At 75.2% G+C, this 17,222-nt stretch carries 9 protein-coding genes; 4 read left to right on the top strand and 5 right to left on the bottom strand.

Features of this window, described 5'->3' with window-relative positions:
* Nucleotides 1-60 precede the first annotated feature (60 nt).
* Both ACFZBX_RS14245 and ACFZBX_RS14240 read right to left on the bottom strand, forming a co-directional pair.
* Nucleotides 61-1,251: an ROK family protein gene (locus tag ACFZBX_RS14245; protein ID WP_391533928.1), complete on the bottom strand. Its 1,191-nt coding sequence runs from the start codon at nucleotides 1,249-1,251 to the stop codon at nucleotides 61-63.
* Between the two features lie 226 nt (nucleotides 1,252-1,477).
* On the bottom strand, nucleotides 1,478-2,590 hold the full coding sequence (locus ACFZBX_RS14240; protein ID WP_391533926.1) for a mechanosensitive ion channel family protein: 1,113 nt from the start codon (nucleotides 2,588-2,590) through the stop codon (nucleotides 1,478-1,480).
* A 531-nt stretch (nucleotides 2,591-3,121) separates the two neighbouring features.
* Here ACFZBX_RS14240 and ACFZBX_RS14235 point away from each other — a divergent pair.
* A complete protein-coding gene (locus tag ACFZBX_RS14235) occupies nucleotides 3,122-3,766 on the top strand; it encodes an HNH endonuclease (RefSeq protein WP_391533924.1) in 645 nt (214 codons plus the stop codon).
* Nucleotides 3,767-3,869: 103 nt separating this feature from the next.
* Here ACFZBX_RS14235 and ACFZBX_RS14230 read toward each other — a convergent pair whose 3' ends face one another.
* Nucleotides 3,870-7,982 carry a beta-N-acetylglucosaminidase domain-containing protein gene (locus tag ACFZBX_RS14230; RefSeq protein WP_391533922.1) on the bottom strand — a complete coding sequence of 1,371 codons (4,113 nt, stop codon included), beginning with the start codon at nucleotides 7,980-7,982 and terminating at the stop codon, nucleotides 3,870-3,872.
* A 304-nt stretch (nucleotides 7,983-8,286) separates the two neighbouring features.
* On the opposite strand from ACFZBX_RS14230, the gene malQ reads away from it, so the two are divergent.
* Complete coding sequence (malQ, locus tag ACFZBX_RS14225) at nucleotides 8,287-10,476, top strand: 4-alpha-glucanotransferase (protein WP_391533920.1); 2,190 nt, start codon at nucleotides 8,287-8,289, stop codon at nucleotides 10,474-10,476.
* 20 nt (nucleotides 10,477-10,496) lie between these two features.
* Nucleotides 10,497-10,724, top strand: coding sequence for a hypothetical protein (locus ACFZBX_RS14220; RefSeq protein WP_391533918.1), 228 nt, complete (start codon nucleotides 10,497-10,499; stop codon nucleotides 10,722-10,724).
* A gap of 121 nt (nucleotides 10,725-10,845) precedes the next feature.
* On the opposite strand, the gene pepN is transcribed toward ACFZBX_RS14220, so the two are convergent.
* Together pepN and ACFZBX_RS14210 are read right to left on the bottom strand one after the other, a co-directional pair.
* Nucleotides 10,846-13,425 (bottom strand): aminopeptidase N, encoded by a 2,580-nt coding sequence (pepN, locus tag ACFZBX_RS14215; RefSeq protein WP_391533916.1) that lies wholly within the window; start codon nucleotides 13,423-13,425, stop codon nucleotides 10,846-10,848.
* Nucleotides 13,426-13,561: 136 nt separating this feature from the next.
* Nucleotides 13,562-15,286, bottom strand: coding sequence for a PQQ-binding-like beta-propeller repeat protein (locus tag ACFZBX_RS14210; RefSeq protein WP_391533914.1), 1,725 nt, complete (start codon nucleotides 15,284-15,286; stop codon nucleotides 13,562-13,564).
* A gap of 544 nt (nucleotides 15,287-15,830) precedes the next feature.
* Between ACFZBX_RS14210 and ACFZBX_RS14205 the strand changes: the two genes are divergently transcribed.
* Nucleotides 15,831-17,015 carry an ROK family protein gene (locus tag ACFZBX_RS14205; RefSeq protein ID WP_391533912.1) on the top strand — a complete coding sequence of 395 codons (1,185 nt, stop codon included), beginning with the start codon at nucleotides 15,831-15,833 and terminating at the stop codon, nucleotides 17,013-17,015.
* Nucleotides 17,016-17,222 lie beyond the last annotated feature (207 nt).

Here is a 17,222-nt window from a genome sequence, read left to right as displayed (position 1 = left end):
GGGGATGGGGGAGAGGTGGGTGCAGGGACGTGCGGTGGAGCGGGCGGAGCGTCAGTGGCGTCAGTGTGTGGAGAAGACCGCCTCGCGGGCGGCCGCCAGCGCGCGTTGCAGCGCGCCGAGCAGGACGGGGGAGCCGGTCAGCGCGCTGCCGCGCACCTCCGGCCGGGCGGCGGCGATCCGGGCCAGTTCCTCCGCGACCAGGGCCCGCAGCCGTTCGCCGCCGGCGTTCGGCACCCCGCCGGAGACCACCACGAGCCTGGGGTCCACGACGGCGACGATCACGGCCAGTCCGACGGCCAGCCGGGCGGCCAGCTCGGCGAGGAACGCGTCGCCGGCGCCCGGGGTCTCCAGGGCCTTGGCGACCGACTCCTCGGCGGTCGGCGCGCCGAGCCCGTGCTCCTTGGCCAGGGCCCGGACGGCGGGTGCGCCGACCAGCTCCTGGAACCCGCCGGAGTTGCGGCGGCGGACGTCCTTGACCACCGGCGCGCCGGGCACCGGCATGTAGCCGACCTCCCCGGCGCCTCCGGTGAAGCCGCGGTGCAGCCGGCCGGCGATCACGATCGCCGCGCCGATGCCCTCGCCGGCCCAGAGCAGGACGAAGTCCTCGAAGCCGCGGGCCGCGCCGGAGGACTGCTCGGCGACGGCCGCGAGGTTCACGTCGTTCTCGATGGTGACCGGGGCGCCGATCGCCCGCGCGAGGCCCTCGGCCAGCCGCGGCGCGTGCCAGCCCGGCAGGTGGGAGGCGTACCGCAGCTTGCCGGTGACCGGGTCCGGCGCGCCGCCGACGCCGATCACCACGGTGTGCAGCGCGTCCTCGGCGAGCCCGGCGGCGCGGACCGCCTCGGCGACCGCGCCGGCGACCCGGGGAATCGTTTCGGCGGCCGCCCAGCCCTTGGTGGGGACGACGTGCTCGGCGAGCGTGGAGCCGGTGATGTCGGCGACCGCGACCCGCACCTCGCTGGTGGTGACGTCCAGTCCGGCGACATGGCCGGCCGCCGGATTCACCTGGTACAGCTGCGCGTTGGGGCCCGGCCCGCCCGCCGTGGTGCCCACCGGCAGCACCAGCCCGGCCGCCTCCAGGCGGGCCAGCAACTGGGAGGCGGTGGGCTTGGAGAGCCCGGTCAGGGTGCCGATCTGGGTACGGGAGAGCGGCCCGTTCTCCAGCAGCAGTTCGAGTGCGGCGCGGTCGTTGATGGCCCGCAGCAGGCTGGGGGTGCCGGCGAGGGGGGCCTTGGCGGTGCTTCTGGTCACGCGAAGATCCTCCTCCTCGGGGCGTCCGGCGGCTCGCGGCGAACTGTTAGGAAACTTTCCAGTCGCTCGGGACAGGACCGTACGGGCCCCGTAAGCGGGGTGTCAATGGCCCTTCCCCCGGAGGATGCCGACTCGTTACCGGACCGCGCGAAGTCGTGACCGGGCAACGCGAAGGCCCCGCATCCGAGTGGCTCGGAGGCGGGGCCGGGGTGGTGCGGACGGTCGGTCAGGGGGCCTTGGTGGCGTCGTCCGCGGGGCGTACCGGGGCCGGTATCGGGGTGGCGGCCTTGTAGCCCGCCGAGGTGGGGTCGGCGAGGGCGGACGGCGGGGCCGGGTCGGTGCCCGGGATCGCGGCGGTGGCCAGGACGGTCGCGGCGGCGGTCCCGGTGCCGGTGCCCGCGGCGGCGGCGAGCGGGACCTCCTCCTTGACCTTGATCCCGGCCTCGTCGAGCACCGCCTTGACCCGCTGGCGCAGCGCCCGCGCCACGCTCAGCGACTTGCCGGGGGCGGTCCGCGCCTCGATCCGCAGCACCACCGAGTCGGCCGCGACCGACTCCACGCCCAGGATCTTGAACGGCGCCCAGACCAGCTCGTCGAACGGCGCCTCCTTGGCCATCGCCTCGGCGGTCTCCTGGATCAGCGTCTCGACCCGCTCCAGGTCCTCCTTGTAGGCGACCTGGACGTCCACCGAGGCCGTCGACCAGCCCTGGCTCATATTGGCGATCCGCTTCACCTCGCCGTTGCGGATGTACCAGATCTCACCGCCCGCGCCGCGCAGCTTGGTCACCCGCAGGCCGACCTCCAGCACGGTGCCGGTGGCCACCCCGGTGTCGATCTCGTCGCCGACGCCGTACTGGTCCTCCATGATCATGAAGACCCCGGAGAGGAAGTCGGTGACCAGGTTGCGGGCGCCGAAACCGATCGCCACACCGGCCACACCGGCGCTCGCCAGCAGCGGTGCCAGGTTCATCCCGAGCGCCGACAGCACCATCAGTGCCGCGGTGCCCAGGATGGTGAACGACGCGACGCTGCGCAGCACCGAGCCGATCGCCTCCGCCCGCTGCTGGCGCCGCTCGGGGTTGACCACCCCGGTGTTGGCCAGCAGCCCGCCCAGCCGGCTCGGCTCGTCCTCGCTCTCGCCGGGGCGGATCATCCGCGTTATCAGCTGGGTGATCACCTTGCGCACCATCGCCCGCAGCACCAGCGCCAGCACGATGATGAAGACGATCCGGATCCCGCCGGCGAGCCAGTCCTGCCAGTGCTCGTCGAACCAGCCGGCGGCCTGGCGGGTGGTCTCGGAGACCTCCTGCGCGCTGGTCGGGATTCTCAGGTCGGGCAACTCCGGGGCCGTGGGAGTCGGGGACGGGGTGGGCGTCGAGGCCGGCGTCGTGGCGGACGCGTCGGCGAGGAGGCCGGCGGCACCGGACCGGAACACGTGCGGGACCTTCCTGCTGGGGTCGTGGCACGGCCCGTCGGCGGGAGGCACACCCGGGTGGCACGCCCCTGGCCTGCGGACCGTCCCCCATACCCTAGCCGCCGCCCGGCCGGTACCCGGACACGCCGATCGGCCGTCCGGAGGGCGCGCGGAGCAGCGCGAACGCCCCGTCCGCGCACCCGAGCGCCGCTTTCCGCACTGCTCCGACCGGCTCAGCGGTACCCCGCCGGGGCACCGGAGTGCAACGCGCGCTCCCCCCGGGCATACCGGGTATGACAGAAGCCACACCCGGAGTTCACGTCAGGTCCGTTACACAGGAGTGGTGGCGCCGTACCAAGGCGTAAGGCGACACTGGGGGAGATCACGCACCCGTTGCGCGATCCAACCGCTCGTCCCGGCGCGAGCCACGCGCCGCAGGCGTCCAAGGAGGCATCCGTGCCGCATGTCCTGGTCCTCAACGCGTCGTACGAGCCACTCGGCGTCGTATCGATGCGCCGCGCACTCATCCTCGTCCTCAACCACAAGGCGGTCAGCCTGGAGGACTCGGGTGTCACTCTGCACAGCGCCACCAGCGCCCTTCCGGCGCCGTCCGTCGTCCGCCTGACCCGGTTCGTGCGGGTCCCGTTCTGCGGGCCCGTCCCGCTCACCCGCCGGGCGCTGTTCGCCCGCGACCACGGCCGTTGCGTCTACTGCGGGGCCGCCGCCACCAGCGTCGACCACGTCATCCCGCGCAGCCGGGGAGGCCAGCACCGGTGGGACAACGTGGTGGCGGCCTGCCGCCGCTGCAACCACACCAAGGCCGACCGCCACCTCACCGAGCTCGGCTGGCGGATGAAGCGACCACCGGCGCCGCCGACCGGACTGGCCTGGCGGATCATCGGCACCGGCATCAAGGACCCGCGCTGGCGTCCCTACCTGGAGCCGTACGGCGGGGGCGACCAGCTGCGCGCCCCGCAGTGGGGCGAGTACGAGCACCACGACCATACCGAGGCCACCCATCCGGTGCCGCTCGGCCGGGCGCACGCAGCCCACCCAGCCCCCGTCCGCCGCGGAGAACAGAAGGAACCGCTCTCCGCCTGATCCGCCGAACCACAAGGGCCTGCCCGTCATATCTCCCGGTACGCCTCATGGGCCGCCGCGCACCCCGCAGTCGGGGAGCGCGGCGGCCCGCCGTTCGGGCGCCCTACGGCCGCTCGGGCCGCTCGGGCTGCTTCGACGGGGTGCCGGTCGGCTGCGGCGTCGGTCCTGCCGTGGTCGCGGAGGGGGTGGGCACGGGCGACGGCGGGGTGGTCGGCGCCGGGCCGCCGGCCTGGCCGCCCGTCTGCTGGCCGCCGCCCGGAGTCCCGGCCGGCGGCTCCACCGGCGGGGTGACCGGCGGCGTGACCGGAGGGGTCACCGGCGGTACCACGGGCGGCGGAACCGTCCCGCCCGCCGGGGCGGCCGCGTACAGCTCGACGCCCCAGAGCGAGTAGCCGTACTTGGTGCCCCGGGCCACGCCCTGCATCCGCAGGAACTTCGCGTCCGGCGCGTCGAACCGCACCGTCTCCTTGCCGCCCGAACCGTCCTCCACCGTCGCGACCGTGGTCCAGCTGCGGCCGTCCGCCGAGGTCTGGAGCTTGTACGACGCGGCGTACGCGGCCTGCCAGTGCAGCACCGCGGAGCCCAGGTGGGTGGCCTCCGGCAGCTCCAGCTGCACCCAGGCGTCGTCCGCCGCCGGCGAGGACCAGCGGCTCTTGGGGTCCTGGTCGGCCACCGCCGAGGCCGGGAAGCCCGCCGTCTCGTCGCCCGAGGAGGTGGCCTTCGCGGTGATCGCCAGGTCCGGCCCGCCGGTCGGCGGCACGACGTGCACCTGGAGCACCTGGCGTACGGTGGTCGGCCCGGCCACGAACACCACCGGCACCTGGTACGTCCCGGACGGCGTCTCCGGCCCGGCGGTGACCAGCAGCGGCACGCCGACCTTCCCGCCGCGCGGCACGCTCACCCCGGTCACCGGCGCCACGGTCAGCCCCTTGGCGACCGCCGGCACCTCGGTGCGCAGCTCCCCGGTGACGCCCTCCGGCCGCCCGGCCTCGACCGCCGCCTGCGCCTGCACCGGCGAGGTCTCCCCGATCACCGCGTCCACCGAGGCGTCGGCCAGGCTCAGCCGGGCCACCGGGGCGTCCGCGTACCAGGGGATCACCTGGTTGACCACCGGCGGCTCCCCGCCCGGCTTCCAGGCCAGCCGGAACGCGTCGGCGGGCAGACCGCCGGCCGACAGCTCGTTCCAGCCCGGCTGCACGGCGCCGACCTCCGTCCAGGAGCCGTCCGGGTGGCGCACCGAGACGGTGGCCGAGGCCCGTACGCCCGGGTCGGTGAGGATCGTCAGCCGGTCCAGCGGCCGGGCGGCGCCCAGCTCGACGGTGAGCGGCTCGTCGGTCGCGGTCGGCGCGGTGGCCGCCCGGTAGGCGGTGTCCGGGTTGCCGTCCAGCACGGCGGCGGCCGAGGAGCCGGGCAGCGCGGCCGGTCCGCCGGAGACGCTGGCCGGCAGCTCGTCCGGCGCGGTCACCGAGAACTCGCGCACCGCGACCGCGGTCTTCTGCGCGGCGGTGGCCCGCAGCCGGACCGCCCGGACCACCGTCCCGGCGGGCAGCTGCGCGGAGACCGACTTCTGGTTCTTCACCGAGGCCAGCTTCCGCCAGCCGCCCTCGCCGGTGGAGTACTCCAGCACGCCGTCGCGGATGTAGTCGTCGACCGCGCTGCGACCGTCCGGACCGTTGCCCCAGGAGCCCATCAGCACGGTCACGCTGCCGACCGGGCGCCCGCCGCCGAGGTCCAGGCCGACCGAGTCGCCCGGCTGCGGCGGCGCCGAACTCCAGTAGAACGTGTCCGCGACGCCGTCGGCCATCAGCGCCGGCAGGTGGTCGTGCGCGGTGCCCAGCGTGGTGGTCGGGGTGATGCCGCCGCCCTGCACCCCGGCCCAGGTGTCGGCGGCCCGCAGCGCCCGCTCAAGGAACGGGCCGAGCACGCCCGCGCCGACCGTCGCCGGGCTCTGGCCGAGCTGCTCGCGCAGCTTGTTCAGCTCCACCCGGGCCTTCCAGGCGGCCCCGCCGTCCCCGCCGCGCTGCGCCAGCAGCATGTCCAGGGCGGCCTGCCCGCCGAGGCCGTAGTCGCGCAGCGGCGCCAGCCAGGGGGCGGCCTCGGCGGCCAGCCGGGCGGTCGCCGGGGCGGCGGCCAGGGTCTGCTGGGCGCCCGCCATCGCGGCGAACGCCTCCCGCAGCGGGGCCGCCGCCTCGATCAGCGCCGAGAGGTCGGGCGCGGCGCCCGAGGTCGGCTCGGCGGTCGCCCAGAACCGGTCCAGCAGCGGCTGCAGATAGCCGGACTCCTGCTTGGCCAGCGGCGAGGAGACGCTGTTGCCGGCCAGCGCGGTGAGCGCCGGCAGGGTCTCCCCGGTGGGCGTCGCCGTCGCGCCGGTCGGGCCGGCCAGCGAGCGCAGCGCCGCCTGCCAGGAGTCCTCCGGTTTGTAGCCGCCCGGGTTCCAGGCGAAGTCCCCGGCGGTGCCGATCGCGATCCGGGAGGCGACCGGCTGCTGCATCGCACCGGTCAGCATGACGGCCGAGCGCGTCGCCACCTCGGTGTCGCGGCCGGTGTAGGCGCCCAGGAACAGCCGGTCCGGGGTGGCGTCGTTGACCGGGTAGTTGTCCATGGTGACCAGCGGGTGCCCGTAGAGGTCCGCGGTGTCGCCGACCTGGGGGCCGGTGATCCGCTCCGGGATCACCCCGACCCCGCTCCAGGCCACCTGCACGGCCGGCGGCAGCGCGCCGGCCAGCGCCGCCCGGTACGGGGTGGAGCCCTGCTGGTGGTACTCGGTGGGGAGGACCGACAGCGGAGCCAGGCCCGGGTCCCGGGCGATCAGCCGGTCCTGCACCTTGGCGGCCAGCTCGGCCTGCGCCTTCGCGGCGGCGGCCGGGCCGGTGCCGTACTTGGCGCGGTCGTCGGAGCAGTGCCACTCGTCGTAGGAGACGTCCAGGAACTGGAGCTGGAACGCGGTGAAGCCGAGCTTGCGCAGCCCGTCCAGCTTGGCGACCAGCGCGTCCGCGTCCTTGCCGGAGCTGTAGCAGAAGGACTGGCCGGGGTCGATCGCGTAGCCCGGCGTGACGTGGTTGCGCCCGGCGCGGGTGGCCAGCGCGCGCAGGTCGTCGGCCTTCGCCTGCGGGTAGGCGTCCCGCCAGCGGGCCGTGCGGTACGGGTCGTCGCCCGGGGCGTAGAGGTAGAAGTTCTGCTTGGAGCGGCCGAGGAAGTCCAGCTGCTCCAGCCGCTGCTGCTGGCTCCACGGGGTGCCGAAGAACGCCTCCGCGGTGCCGCGCACCGGGGCGCCGGACGGCCAGTCGCGCAGCGTGATCCCGGGCAGGCCGAGACCGGCCGCGCCCGGCGCCTGGCCCTGCTCGGCGGGGACGGCGGCCAGCAGTTGGCGCAGCGACTGCGCCGCGTAGAAGGTGCCGGCCGCGTCGGCGCCGGCCAGCACGACCGCGCCGTAGCTGCCGCCGCCGGCCACCGGCAGCTGACCGGCCGCCAGGACGTAGCCGCCGGCGGGCATTCCGGCGGTGGTCGGGGCCGCGGTGTCCGGGCCGCCGGCCGCGACGGTGAGCTCGCGCAGCACCCGGTCGGTCGCGCCGCCCGCGCCCTCGGCCGGGCCGCCGACGTACACCACCAGCGAGCCGGCGACCGGCGCGGCCGGCTCCGGCAGCGAGGCCACGGTGGTCGCCCCGGCGACGCCGAGCACCTCGCGCAGCGCGGCGATCGCGCCGTGGTCCGCCTGCGGCGCGGCGACCAGGGTGACGACGCCCGGCACGGTGACCGGCTTACCGGCCACCTGCTGCTCCTGCGGGCGGGGGAAGACCTGAGGGTCGCTCACGCTGCCGAGCGGGGTCTGCGGGGCGCTGCTCGCGGTGCTCACCACGTCCGGCGCGGGGGAGAACCCGGGGCCCTGCGCGTACGCGGCCGGGCCGCTCACCAGCAGGCCGCCGACCACGGCCGCCGCCGACAGGGTGGCCGCCACCTGGAGGGTGCGCCGGCTCGGCGCCCCCGGCCGGGCGGCCAGCGCGCGCTCGGCCCGCACCGAGCGGAGCAGCGGTTCGGTGCCCTTGAGGTCCGCGATCAGCCGGTCCGCCGTCCTGGGCGCCAGCTGACGGCACGTCCGCGCGGTGGCCCGCCGTGCCGCGAGGGCCGCGGGGTGCTGGAGCACCTCGCGCAGCGACGGACTCTGCTCCAGTTGCTGACGGAGCCGCCGCCCGGCCGCCTCGGACACTCGGGCTTGCACAGGAGCCTCCTCGCCAGGCTGGAACCACATCGCGGCAAAGCCCACCAGCTACGTTTCCCGGTGTCAACGCCGTCGACGGGTATGCCGACTTTGTCCGATTTACGCCGGACTTAAGGCCCCTTTAAAGAGGACTCTCCGCCCTCCCGGGAGACCCCGGAAGGAGCGAGGCGAGCGCCTCGGCCCCGGAGGCGGCCGAGCTCCAAAAGAGGGGAGCGGTGCGTGTCCGTCGGGTCACCCGCCCGTCACCCGGGTAGGACTGGGGCTGTCCTGACTGGGCGTTGCCGAGACATCGCAGGAGCCGCGAGTGGCCGCTTATCTCGACCGTGACGGAGCCGACGGCCTGGACGTGCCGGCGCAGGACGCGCCGCCGCCCCCGCCCGAGCTGGTGGCGCTGGCGCAGGCCCACGGGGTGGACACCCGCTGCGGCCCCGGCGGCGTGCCGGCCGGCGCCCGCACGCTGGTCGCCGTCCTGGCCGCGCTCGGCGTGGACGCGGCCGCCCCCGACGCCGCCCGCGCGGCGCTCGCCCGGCACCGGGCCGCCCGGCGCGCCCGCCTGCTGCCCCCGACCGTCGTGGCCAGGGCCGGCCGCCGCACCGCCCTCGACCTGCCCGCCGACACCCGGCTCGCCGTCGACCTGGAGCAGGGCGGCCGCTGGGAGCTCCCGCGCGGCCACGCCCACTGGCTGCCCGCCGACCTGCCGCCGGGCCGGCACACGCTGCACGCCGCGCTGCCCGGCCGCACCGCCGCCACCGCCCACCTGATCGTGGCCCCCGAACGCCTGCCCGCCCTCCCCGGCCGCAGCTGGGGCTTCCTCGCCCAGCTCTACTCCGTCCTCTCCGACCGCTCCTGGGGCATGGGCGACCTCGCCGACCTCGCCGACCTCGCCACCTGGGCGGGCTCGCTGGGCGCCGGCTTCCTCCAGATCAACCCGCTGCACGCCGCGCTGCCCGCCGTCCCCTCCGACCCGTCCCCCTACCGTCCCTCCTCGCGCCGCTTCGCCGACCCGGTCCACCTGCGGGTCGAGGAGGTCCCCGAGTACGCCTACCTGACCGGCCCGGCCCGCGCCGAGGCGGACGAGCTGCTGGTCCGCGCCGCCCGGCTGCGCGCCGAGGTGCTGGAGCACGACGGCCTCATCGACCGCGACGAGGTCTGGGCCCTCAAGCTCCGCGCCCTGGAACTGCTGCACGCCGAGTACCGCCGGTACGCGGCCCGCCACGGCGCCGTCCGCACCGCCGCCTTCGACGCCTACCGGGCCCGCGAGGGCGAGTGGCTGGAGCGCCACGCGGTCTGGAACGCCCTGGCCGAACGGCACGGCGCCGACCACCACCGCTGGCCCAAGGGCCTGCGCCACCCCGGCTCCCCGCGGGTGCGGCACGAGGCCGCCGAACTCGCCGGCCGGGTCGACCTGCACCGCTGGCTGGCCTGGCAGACCGACCGCCAGCTCGACCGGGCCCAGCGGGCCGCCCGCGCCGCCGGGATGCCGGTCGGCCTGGTGCACGACCTCGCGGTGGGAGTCCACCCCGACGGCGCCGACGCCTGGGCGCTCCAGGACGTCCTCGCCGCCGGCATCTCGGTCGGCGCGCCCCCGGACGCCTTCAACGCGCACGGCCAGGACTGGGGCCTGCCGCCCTGGCGCCCGGACGCGCTGGCCGCCGCCGGCTACGCGCCGTTCGCCGAGCTGATCCGCTCCGCCGCCCGGCACGCCGGCGCGCTGCGGATCGACCACGTGATGGGCCTGTTCCGGCTCTGGTGGGTGCCGGCCGGGCACGCCCCGACCGAGGGCGTGTACGTCCGCTACGACGCCGAGGCGATGCTCGCCGTGCTCGCCCTGGAGGCGCACCGGGCCGGCGCCGCGGTGGTCGGCGAGGACCTCGGCACCGTCGAGCCGGGGGTGCGCGAGGAACTGGCGCAGCGCGGGGTGCTCGGCACCTCGGTGCTCTGGTTCGAGCGGGACTGGCAGGCCGGCGGCGGGATCCTGCCGCCGGAGCGGTGGCGGGCGGGCAGCCTCGCCACCCTGACCACGCACGACCTGCCGTCCACCGCCGCCCGGCTCTCCGGCGAGCACGTGGAGCTGCGCCACCGGCTCGGCCTGCTGGCCCGCCCGCTGGGGGAGGAGCAGGAGCAGGCCGCCGCCGAGCTGGCCGACTGGCGGGCCGAGCTGGTCCGGCTCGGCCTGCTGGGCGCGGACGAGCCGCTGTCGGCGTTCGCGCTGCACCGGTTCCTCGCGGCCACCCCGGCCGGGCTGGTCGGCGTCTGGCTGCCGGACGTGGTCGGCGACCCGCGTCCGCAGAACCTCCCCGGCACCTGGGACCAGTACCCGAACTGGCGGCTGCCGGTCGCCGACGGCGCGGGCCGGCCGGTCACCCTGGACGCCCTGGCCGCGGCCCCGGACGCCCGCACCCTCGCGGACCTGCTGCGCTCCGTGGGCGTCCGGCCGGACACGGCCGGCGGGGCCGCTCCCGAAAGGCCGACCCCGGCGAGCGGCCCGGCGTAAGTGACGGGTAAGTTGGCACCGTGGACAAGAGGAACGCTTTGCGAGCCGGCGCGGTCACCGCAACGGTCACGCTGATGATGCTGCTGTCGTCGCCCGCCATGGCCCTCACCCGGGACGACGGTGACGACCCGGGTAGCGGCCTGAGCGTCGCCGAGACCCTCGGCCTGTTCGTGCTGCTCCCGATCGCGGCCTTCGTGATCATCGGCGGCCTGGCCGCGCTGCCGTTCGGCGACAAGAAGAAGAAGTAGCCGAAAACGGCTTCGTCCTCCACCCACACGAGCACAGACCCCGAGGGGGCGCCGGACCTGGTCCGGCGCCCCCTCGCGCATCTCCTCCTCCCCCTCCGCGCGGGAGGGGGAGGAGGGGAGGTCAGCGCTCCGCGGCGGCCCGGTCGGCGGCCTGCGCCTTCAGCGCCCGCTCCACGCCGGCCCGCGCCTCGACGACCTGCCGCCGCAGCGCCGGCGCCGGGTCGGCGGAGGCCAGCCACGCGTCGGTGGCGTCCAGGGTGGCCTGCTCGACCAGCAGCGACGGGTACAGCCCGACGATGATCTGCTGCGAGATCTCGTGGCTGCGGGTCTCCCAGACGCCCTTCACCGTGGCGAAGTACTTCTCCGCGTAGGGCGCGACCAGCGCGCGCTGGTCGGCCTGCTGGAAGCCGCCGATCACGGCCGCCTGCACGTAGTTGGTCAGCTCGTCCGACTCCACCACGGACGCCCAGGCCGCCGCCTTGGCCTCGATGGTCGGACGGGCCGCCCGGCAGCTGGCCGCGTGCTCCTGGCCGGCCGCGGTGTTGTCGCGGGCCAGTTCGGCCTCGATCCGGGCCTCGTCGGCCAGGCCGGTCGCGGCGAGCCGCCCCAGCAGGGTCCAGCGCAGCTCGGTGTCCACGGCCAGGCCGGGGATCTCCGCGCTGCCGTCCAGCAGCCCGGCGAGCAGGCCGAGCTGACCGTCGGTCCGGGCGACGCCGGCCAGGGCCCGGGCCCAGGCCAGCTGGTGGTCGCTGCCCGGCTCGGCGGCGCGCAGCGCCTGCTCGGCGGCCTCGGCCCAGCGGGCCAGGCCCTGCTCGCGCCAGGCCGGGTCGGTGTAGGCGTCCAGCGCCAGCTTGACCTGGCGGTGCACCGACTGGACCACGCCGATGTCGCTCTCGCGCGGCAGGCCGGAGAGGGCGAGCGTCAGGTAGTCGCGGGCGGCCAGCTCGCCGTCGCGGGTCATGTCCCAGGCGGAGGCCCAGCACAGCGCGCGCGGCAGCGCCTCGGTGAAGCCGCCGAGGTTCTCGGTGACCACGGCCAGCGAGTCCTCGTCCAGCCGGACCTTGGCGTAGGACAGGTCGTCGTCGTTCAGCAGGATCACGGCCGGGCGGTGCCGGCCGACCAGCTGCGGCACCTCGGTGCGCGGGCCGTCGACGTCCAGCTCGATCCGGTCGGTGCGCACAAGCGAGCCGTCCACCAGCTCGTACAGGCCCACGGCGATCCGGTGCGGGCGCAGCACGGCCTCGCCCTTGGCGCCGGCCGGCAGCGCCGGGGCCTCCTGGAGCACGGCGAAGGACTCGATCTCGCCGTCGGTGTTCAGGGTCAGCGCGGGGCGCAGCACATTGATGCCGGCGGTCTCCAGCCAGGCGGCGGACCAGGCCTTGAGGTCGCGTCCGCTGGCCTCCTCCAGGGCGCCGAGCAGGTCGCCGAGCCGGGTGTTGCCCCAGGCGTGCCGCTTGAAGTAGGCGCGCACGCCCTCGAAGAAGGCGTCCTGGCCGACGTAGGCCACCAGCTGCTTGAGCACCGAGGCGCCCTTGGCGTAGGTGATGCCGTCGAAGTTGACCTGGACGTCCTCCAGGTCGTTGATGTCGGCCATGATCGGGTGGGTGGACGGCAGCTGGTCCTGCCGGTACGCCCAGGTCTTCATCTGGTTGGCGAAGGTGGTCCAGGAGTTGGGCCACCGGGAGTCGGGCGCCTCGGCCTGGCAGACCGCCTCGGCGTAGGTCGCGAACGACTCGTTCAGCCAGAGGTCGTTCCACCACTCCATGGTGACGAGGTTGCCGAACCACATGTGGGCGAGCTCGTGCAGGATCGTCGCGGCGCGGGCCTCGTACGCGGCGTCGGTCACCTTGGACCGGAACACGTACTGGTCGCGCAGGGTGACGGCGCCCGCGTTCTCCATCGCACCGGCGTTGAACTCCGGCACGAACAGCTGGTCGTACTTGGGGAACGGGTAGGGGAAGTCGAACTTCTCCTGGAAGTAGTCGAAGCCCTGCTTGGTGACCTCGAAGATCGCCTCGGCGTCCAGGAACCCACTCAGCGAGGGCCGGCAGTAGATGCCCAGCGGCACCTTCTGGTCGCCGTTCTCGTAGCTGTCGAAGACCCCGACGTAGGGGCCGGCGATGAGCGCGGTGATGTACGTGGAGATCCGGCCGGTCGGGGCGAAGCGCCAGACCCGGGTGTCCCCCTCGCCCTCCGGCTCGGGGGTGGGCGAGTTGGAGACCACGCTCCAGCCGGCCGGCGCGGTCACGGTGAAGGTGAACGAGGCCTTCAGGTCGGGCTGCTCGAAGTTGGCGAAGACCCGGCGGGCGTCCGGCACCTCGAACTGGGTGAAGAGGTAGGTCTCGCCGTCGACCGGGTCGACGAACCGGTGCAGGCCCTCGCCGGTGTTGGTGTAGGCGCAGGTGGCGACGACGCGCAGCTCGTTCTCGGCGGCGAGGTCCGGCAGCGCGATCCGGCTGTCGGCGAAGCCGGCGTTGTCGAGCCGCTCGCCGTTGAGGACGATCTCCTCGACGCTCGGGGCGACCAGGTCGATGAAGGTGGAAGCGCCCGGGGTGGTGGCGGTGAACCGGACCACGGTGGTGGACCGGAACGTGCCCCCCTCTCGGGCCGAGCCCAGGTCGAGCTCGATGTCGTACGCGTCCACGTGCAGGAGGTCGGCCCGGGTGCGGGCCTCCTCGCGGGTCAGGTTGGTGCCGGGCACTCGCTGGACTCCTTCGTCAGGCTGATGCCTGGCATCCTGCCATGCCCGCCCGCCGGGGCCGCCGGAACGGGCCCGGATACGAAGCGGGCGGGGCGGCGCGGCCCACGAGGCCGTGCCACCCCGCCCGGTGACGCCGTTACTTCTTGACGTACTTGAAGACGGGAGCGTCGAAGCTGCCGCGGGAGAACCCGTACAGCGCCGCCCCCTCCGAGTTCAGGATGAACTCGTTGGTGCTCATGCCGATGTTGAAGGCCGAGTCCTTGCTGACGGTGAGGTTGCCGAGCTCGCTCACCGCGCCGTCGGCGGGGGCGAGCGTCACCAGCTTGGCGTCCTTGCCGTAGCCCATGTCCAGGATGGCCCGGACCTTGCCCTCCTTGTCGGTGCCGGAGACCAGCCGCAGGCCGTCCTTGGCCTGGCCGTCGGTCGACCAGAGCCGCTTGCCGGTGTTCAGGTCGTAGGCGTTGATCGCGGGCTTGCTCGGGTTGGTCTGCACGTAGAGGGTGGTGCCGCTGACCACGCTCTGGGTGAAGGCGTCGGCCAGGCCGCTGAGCCGCAGGCTGTCGTAGCCGGGCTCCTTGACGGACATCTGGTTGCCCGGCTTGTTGGTCTTGTCGAACGGCAGCACGTAGTCGCCGTTGGCGCCGCTGGACATCGACAGCACCAGCGGCTGGTCGGAGAGGACCTTGTCGACCCGCTCGATGCTGCCGGTCAGGGTGATCGGCGCGGGCGAGGCGACCTTGCCGGTGTCCGTTTCGAGGACCACCAGCTGCGACTTGACGCCGGCGTTGACGCCGTAGCAGCGGTCGGTGACCACGATCTGCGGGCCGGCGGCGGTGCCGTAGACGCTGCAGTCCTTGTCGCGCGGCTGGAACGCCCAGGCCACCGAGCCGTCGGCGACGTTCACCGCGGCGGCCGTGTTGGCGCCGATGCCGATGACCTTGTCGGTGATGCTCAGGGTGGGGGAGGACATCCGGTTCTGCCCGACCTTGACGTTCCACGACAGCTTGCCCGTGGTGAGGTCGACGGCGGCGATGGTGGAGCAGTCGCTGTCACCGGTGTTCAGCGAGACGGCGGCGATGTGGTTGGAGTTGGCACTGTAGGAGGCGGTGCAGAACTCCTTGGCGCCGGCCGGCACCGGGATGCTCCAGGCCTCCTTGCCGTCCGAGGTGTTGACGGCGCGGATGCCGGTGGTGTCGGCGCGCACCGCGACCTTCTCGGCGCCCCAGATGGCGAGCAGCCGGGTGGAGCCGCCGGCCGAGCTGGCCGGCTTGTCGGCCGCCCAGGCCAGGTTGTAGGCGCCGGCCTTGCCGCCGCCGCCGCCACCGGTGCTGCCGGCCGACGGTGAGGCGCCGGTGCTGCTGCTGCCGCCGGCGGTCGGCGAGGCCGCGCCGCCGGTGGTCGCGCCGGTGGTGCCGCCCGAGGCGACCGGCGGGTCGTCCTTCTTCTTGTTGTCGTCGGTGAACAGCACGACCAGCCCGGCGACGATGGCGACCGCCAGCACACCGCCGATGATGCCGCCCCAGACCATCACGGGGTTGCGCTGCTTGGGCGGGGTGGGCACCGGGGCGCCCGGGTAGCCGTAGCCGCCCTGCTGCGGGTAGCCGTACCCGGGCGCGCCGCCGTACGGGGGCTGGCCCCCGGGCGGGGCGCCGAACTGCGGCTGGCCGGGCGCCGGGTCGTACGGGCCGACCGGCGCGCCCGGCGCCTGCGCGGGGAAGGCGGGGGCGGTGGGCGCGTAGGCGTACCCGCCCGCGGCCCCGGCCGGCGGGACCGGCGGCGCGGCGGGCGGCGCGGCCGGGGCCGGCGGCGGCGCCTGGCCGGGGACCGCGGCCCCGTCGAGCTGTGTCTGCTGGTTCGCCACGGCCGCCGGGTCGACGCCGCCCGGCGTGCGTCCGAGCGGAACGCCCCGGTTGTCCGGGCCGCCGCCGGGAGCTTCGCCAGCTCCCGGGTTAGGGTGATCCCCTGCCATCTGATGCCCCGTCATGTCTGGAAGCGTCCCGCGGTCGGTGCACATCCGTGACCGGCGGGACGGGTGAGATTGGGCACCATCGTACGGGGGGTCGGTTTTCGGACGGGCGCCGGAACCCGGGACCCCGCCCGCCCCGGCGCCCACCTGGGCCGATGTCAACCCGCCGCCGACCTGCCGGACCTGGCCCGGAATCCGCCCCGTCCCCGCCGGGACCCCGCCGCGCCCCGGGCCCCGCACACCGTCCCTTCGCCTTACCTCCGCCATGCCTTCACCGTCTTCCGGGGCCCAGGTCCTCCCTTTCGGATCACGTCGGACAAGCCGGCGAGGTGCGTGCTCCGGCGGCGACCGCCCGGCGTGATCCGAAAGAGAGGGCCTAGGCTTCAGGACTTGAAGGGACGCCCGGCGGAGGGGTCCCTCGCCCTTGGGAGGGTGAATCATGTCGACGGACACTCCGGGCTCGCAGTCCTCGCTGCACCGGGCCAACCTGGAGCGGGTGCTGCGCGCGGTGCGGATGGCCGGCTCGCTGACCCAGGCGGAGATCGCCCGCGGGACCGGCCTCTCGGCGGCCACCGTGTCCAACATCGTCCGGGAACTGAAGGAGAGCGGCACCGTCGTGGTGGCCGACACCTCCGCCGGCGGCCGGCGCGCCCGCAGCGTCTCGCTCAGCGGGGACGCGGGCATCGTGGTGGGGATCGATTTCGGCCACACCCACCTGAGGGTCGCCGTCGGCAACCTCGCCCACCGGGTGCTCGCCGAGGAGAGCGCCCCGATGGACGTCGACGTCTCCGCCGCGCAGGGCTTCGACCGGGCCGAGGCCATGGTCGAGCGGCTGCTCGCCGAGGCCGGCTTCCGCCCGGACAAGGTGATCGGCGTGGGCCTGGGCGTCCCCGGTCCGATCGACGTGGAGACCGGCGCGCTGGGCTCCACCGCGATCCTGCCCGGCTGGACCGGCATCGCCCCCGGCCGTGAGCTGGCCGAGCGCCTCGGCCTGCCGGTGCACGTCGACAACGACGCCAACCTCGGCGCGCTCGGCGAGCTGGTCTGGGGCGCGGGCCGGGGCCTGGGCGACCTCGCCTACATCAAGGTGGCCAGCGGCGTCGGCGCCGGCCTGGTGGTCAACGGGCGGATCTACCGGGGGCCGGGCGGCACCGCGGGAGAGATCGGCCACATCACCCTGGACGAGGCCGGACCGGTCTGCCGCTGCGGCAACCGGGGCTGCCTGGAGACCTTCGTCGGCTCCCGCTACCTGCTGAACCTGCTCACCCCCACCCTCGGCACCGGGCTCACCCTGCCCCGGGTGGTGGAGCTGGCCCACGAGGGCGACCTCGGCTGCCGCCGGGTGATCGCCGACGCCGGCCGGCAGATCGGCACCGGCGTGGCCACCCTGTGCAACCTGCTCAACCCGCGCCGGGTGATCCTCGGCGGCGACCTCGCCGAGGCCGGTGAGCTGGTGCTCGGGCCGATCCGGGACTCGGTGGCCCGCTACGCGATCCCCAGCGCCGCCCGCCAGCTGTCGGTGGTCCCGGGTACCCTGGGCGGCCGCGCCGAGGTACTGGGCGCGCTCGCGCTGGTGATGAGCGAGGCGGGCGACTCCAGCGCGCTCGCGGTGGCCCGGTCCTGAGCGCCGTCCGGTCCCGGCGCGCCGCCGCCCGCCCGCGCCGGGGGCGCACGACACGCCGGTTTCCCCCCTTCACTCGAAAGAGTGACCGTCGAGGTGGCTGGCGCGTACCGGCCGTCGGTACCGGACGCCCCGCCCGGTGTTCGGTAGCCGGACATTAGACTCGACCGGTCGACACCGGGCGGCGACGCCCGTCGGGCCCCCGCGGTC

The sequence above is a fragment of the Kitasatospora sp. NPDC008115 genome, assembly GCF_042957205.1.
Lineage (GTDB): Bacteria > Actinomycetota > Actinomycetes > Streptomycetales > Streptomycetaceae > Kitasatospora.
This window is presented reverse-complemented; position numbering and strand designations above follow the sequence as displayed.

Coding starts and splice junctions, on each gene's coding strand:
- ACFZBX_RS14205 (WP_391533912.1), top strand. CDS start 15,831: ATGTCGACGGACACTCCGGGCTCGCAGTCCTCGCTGCACCGGGCCAAC.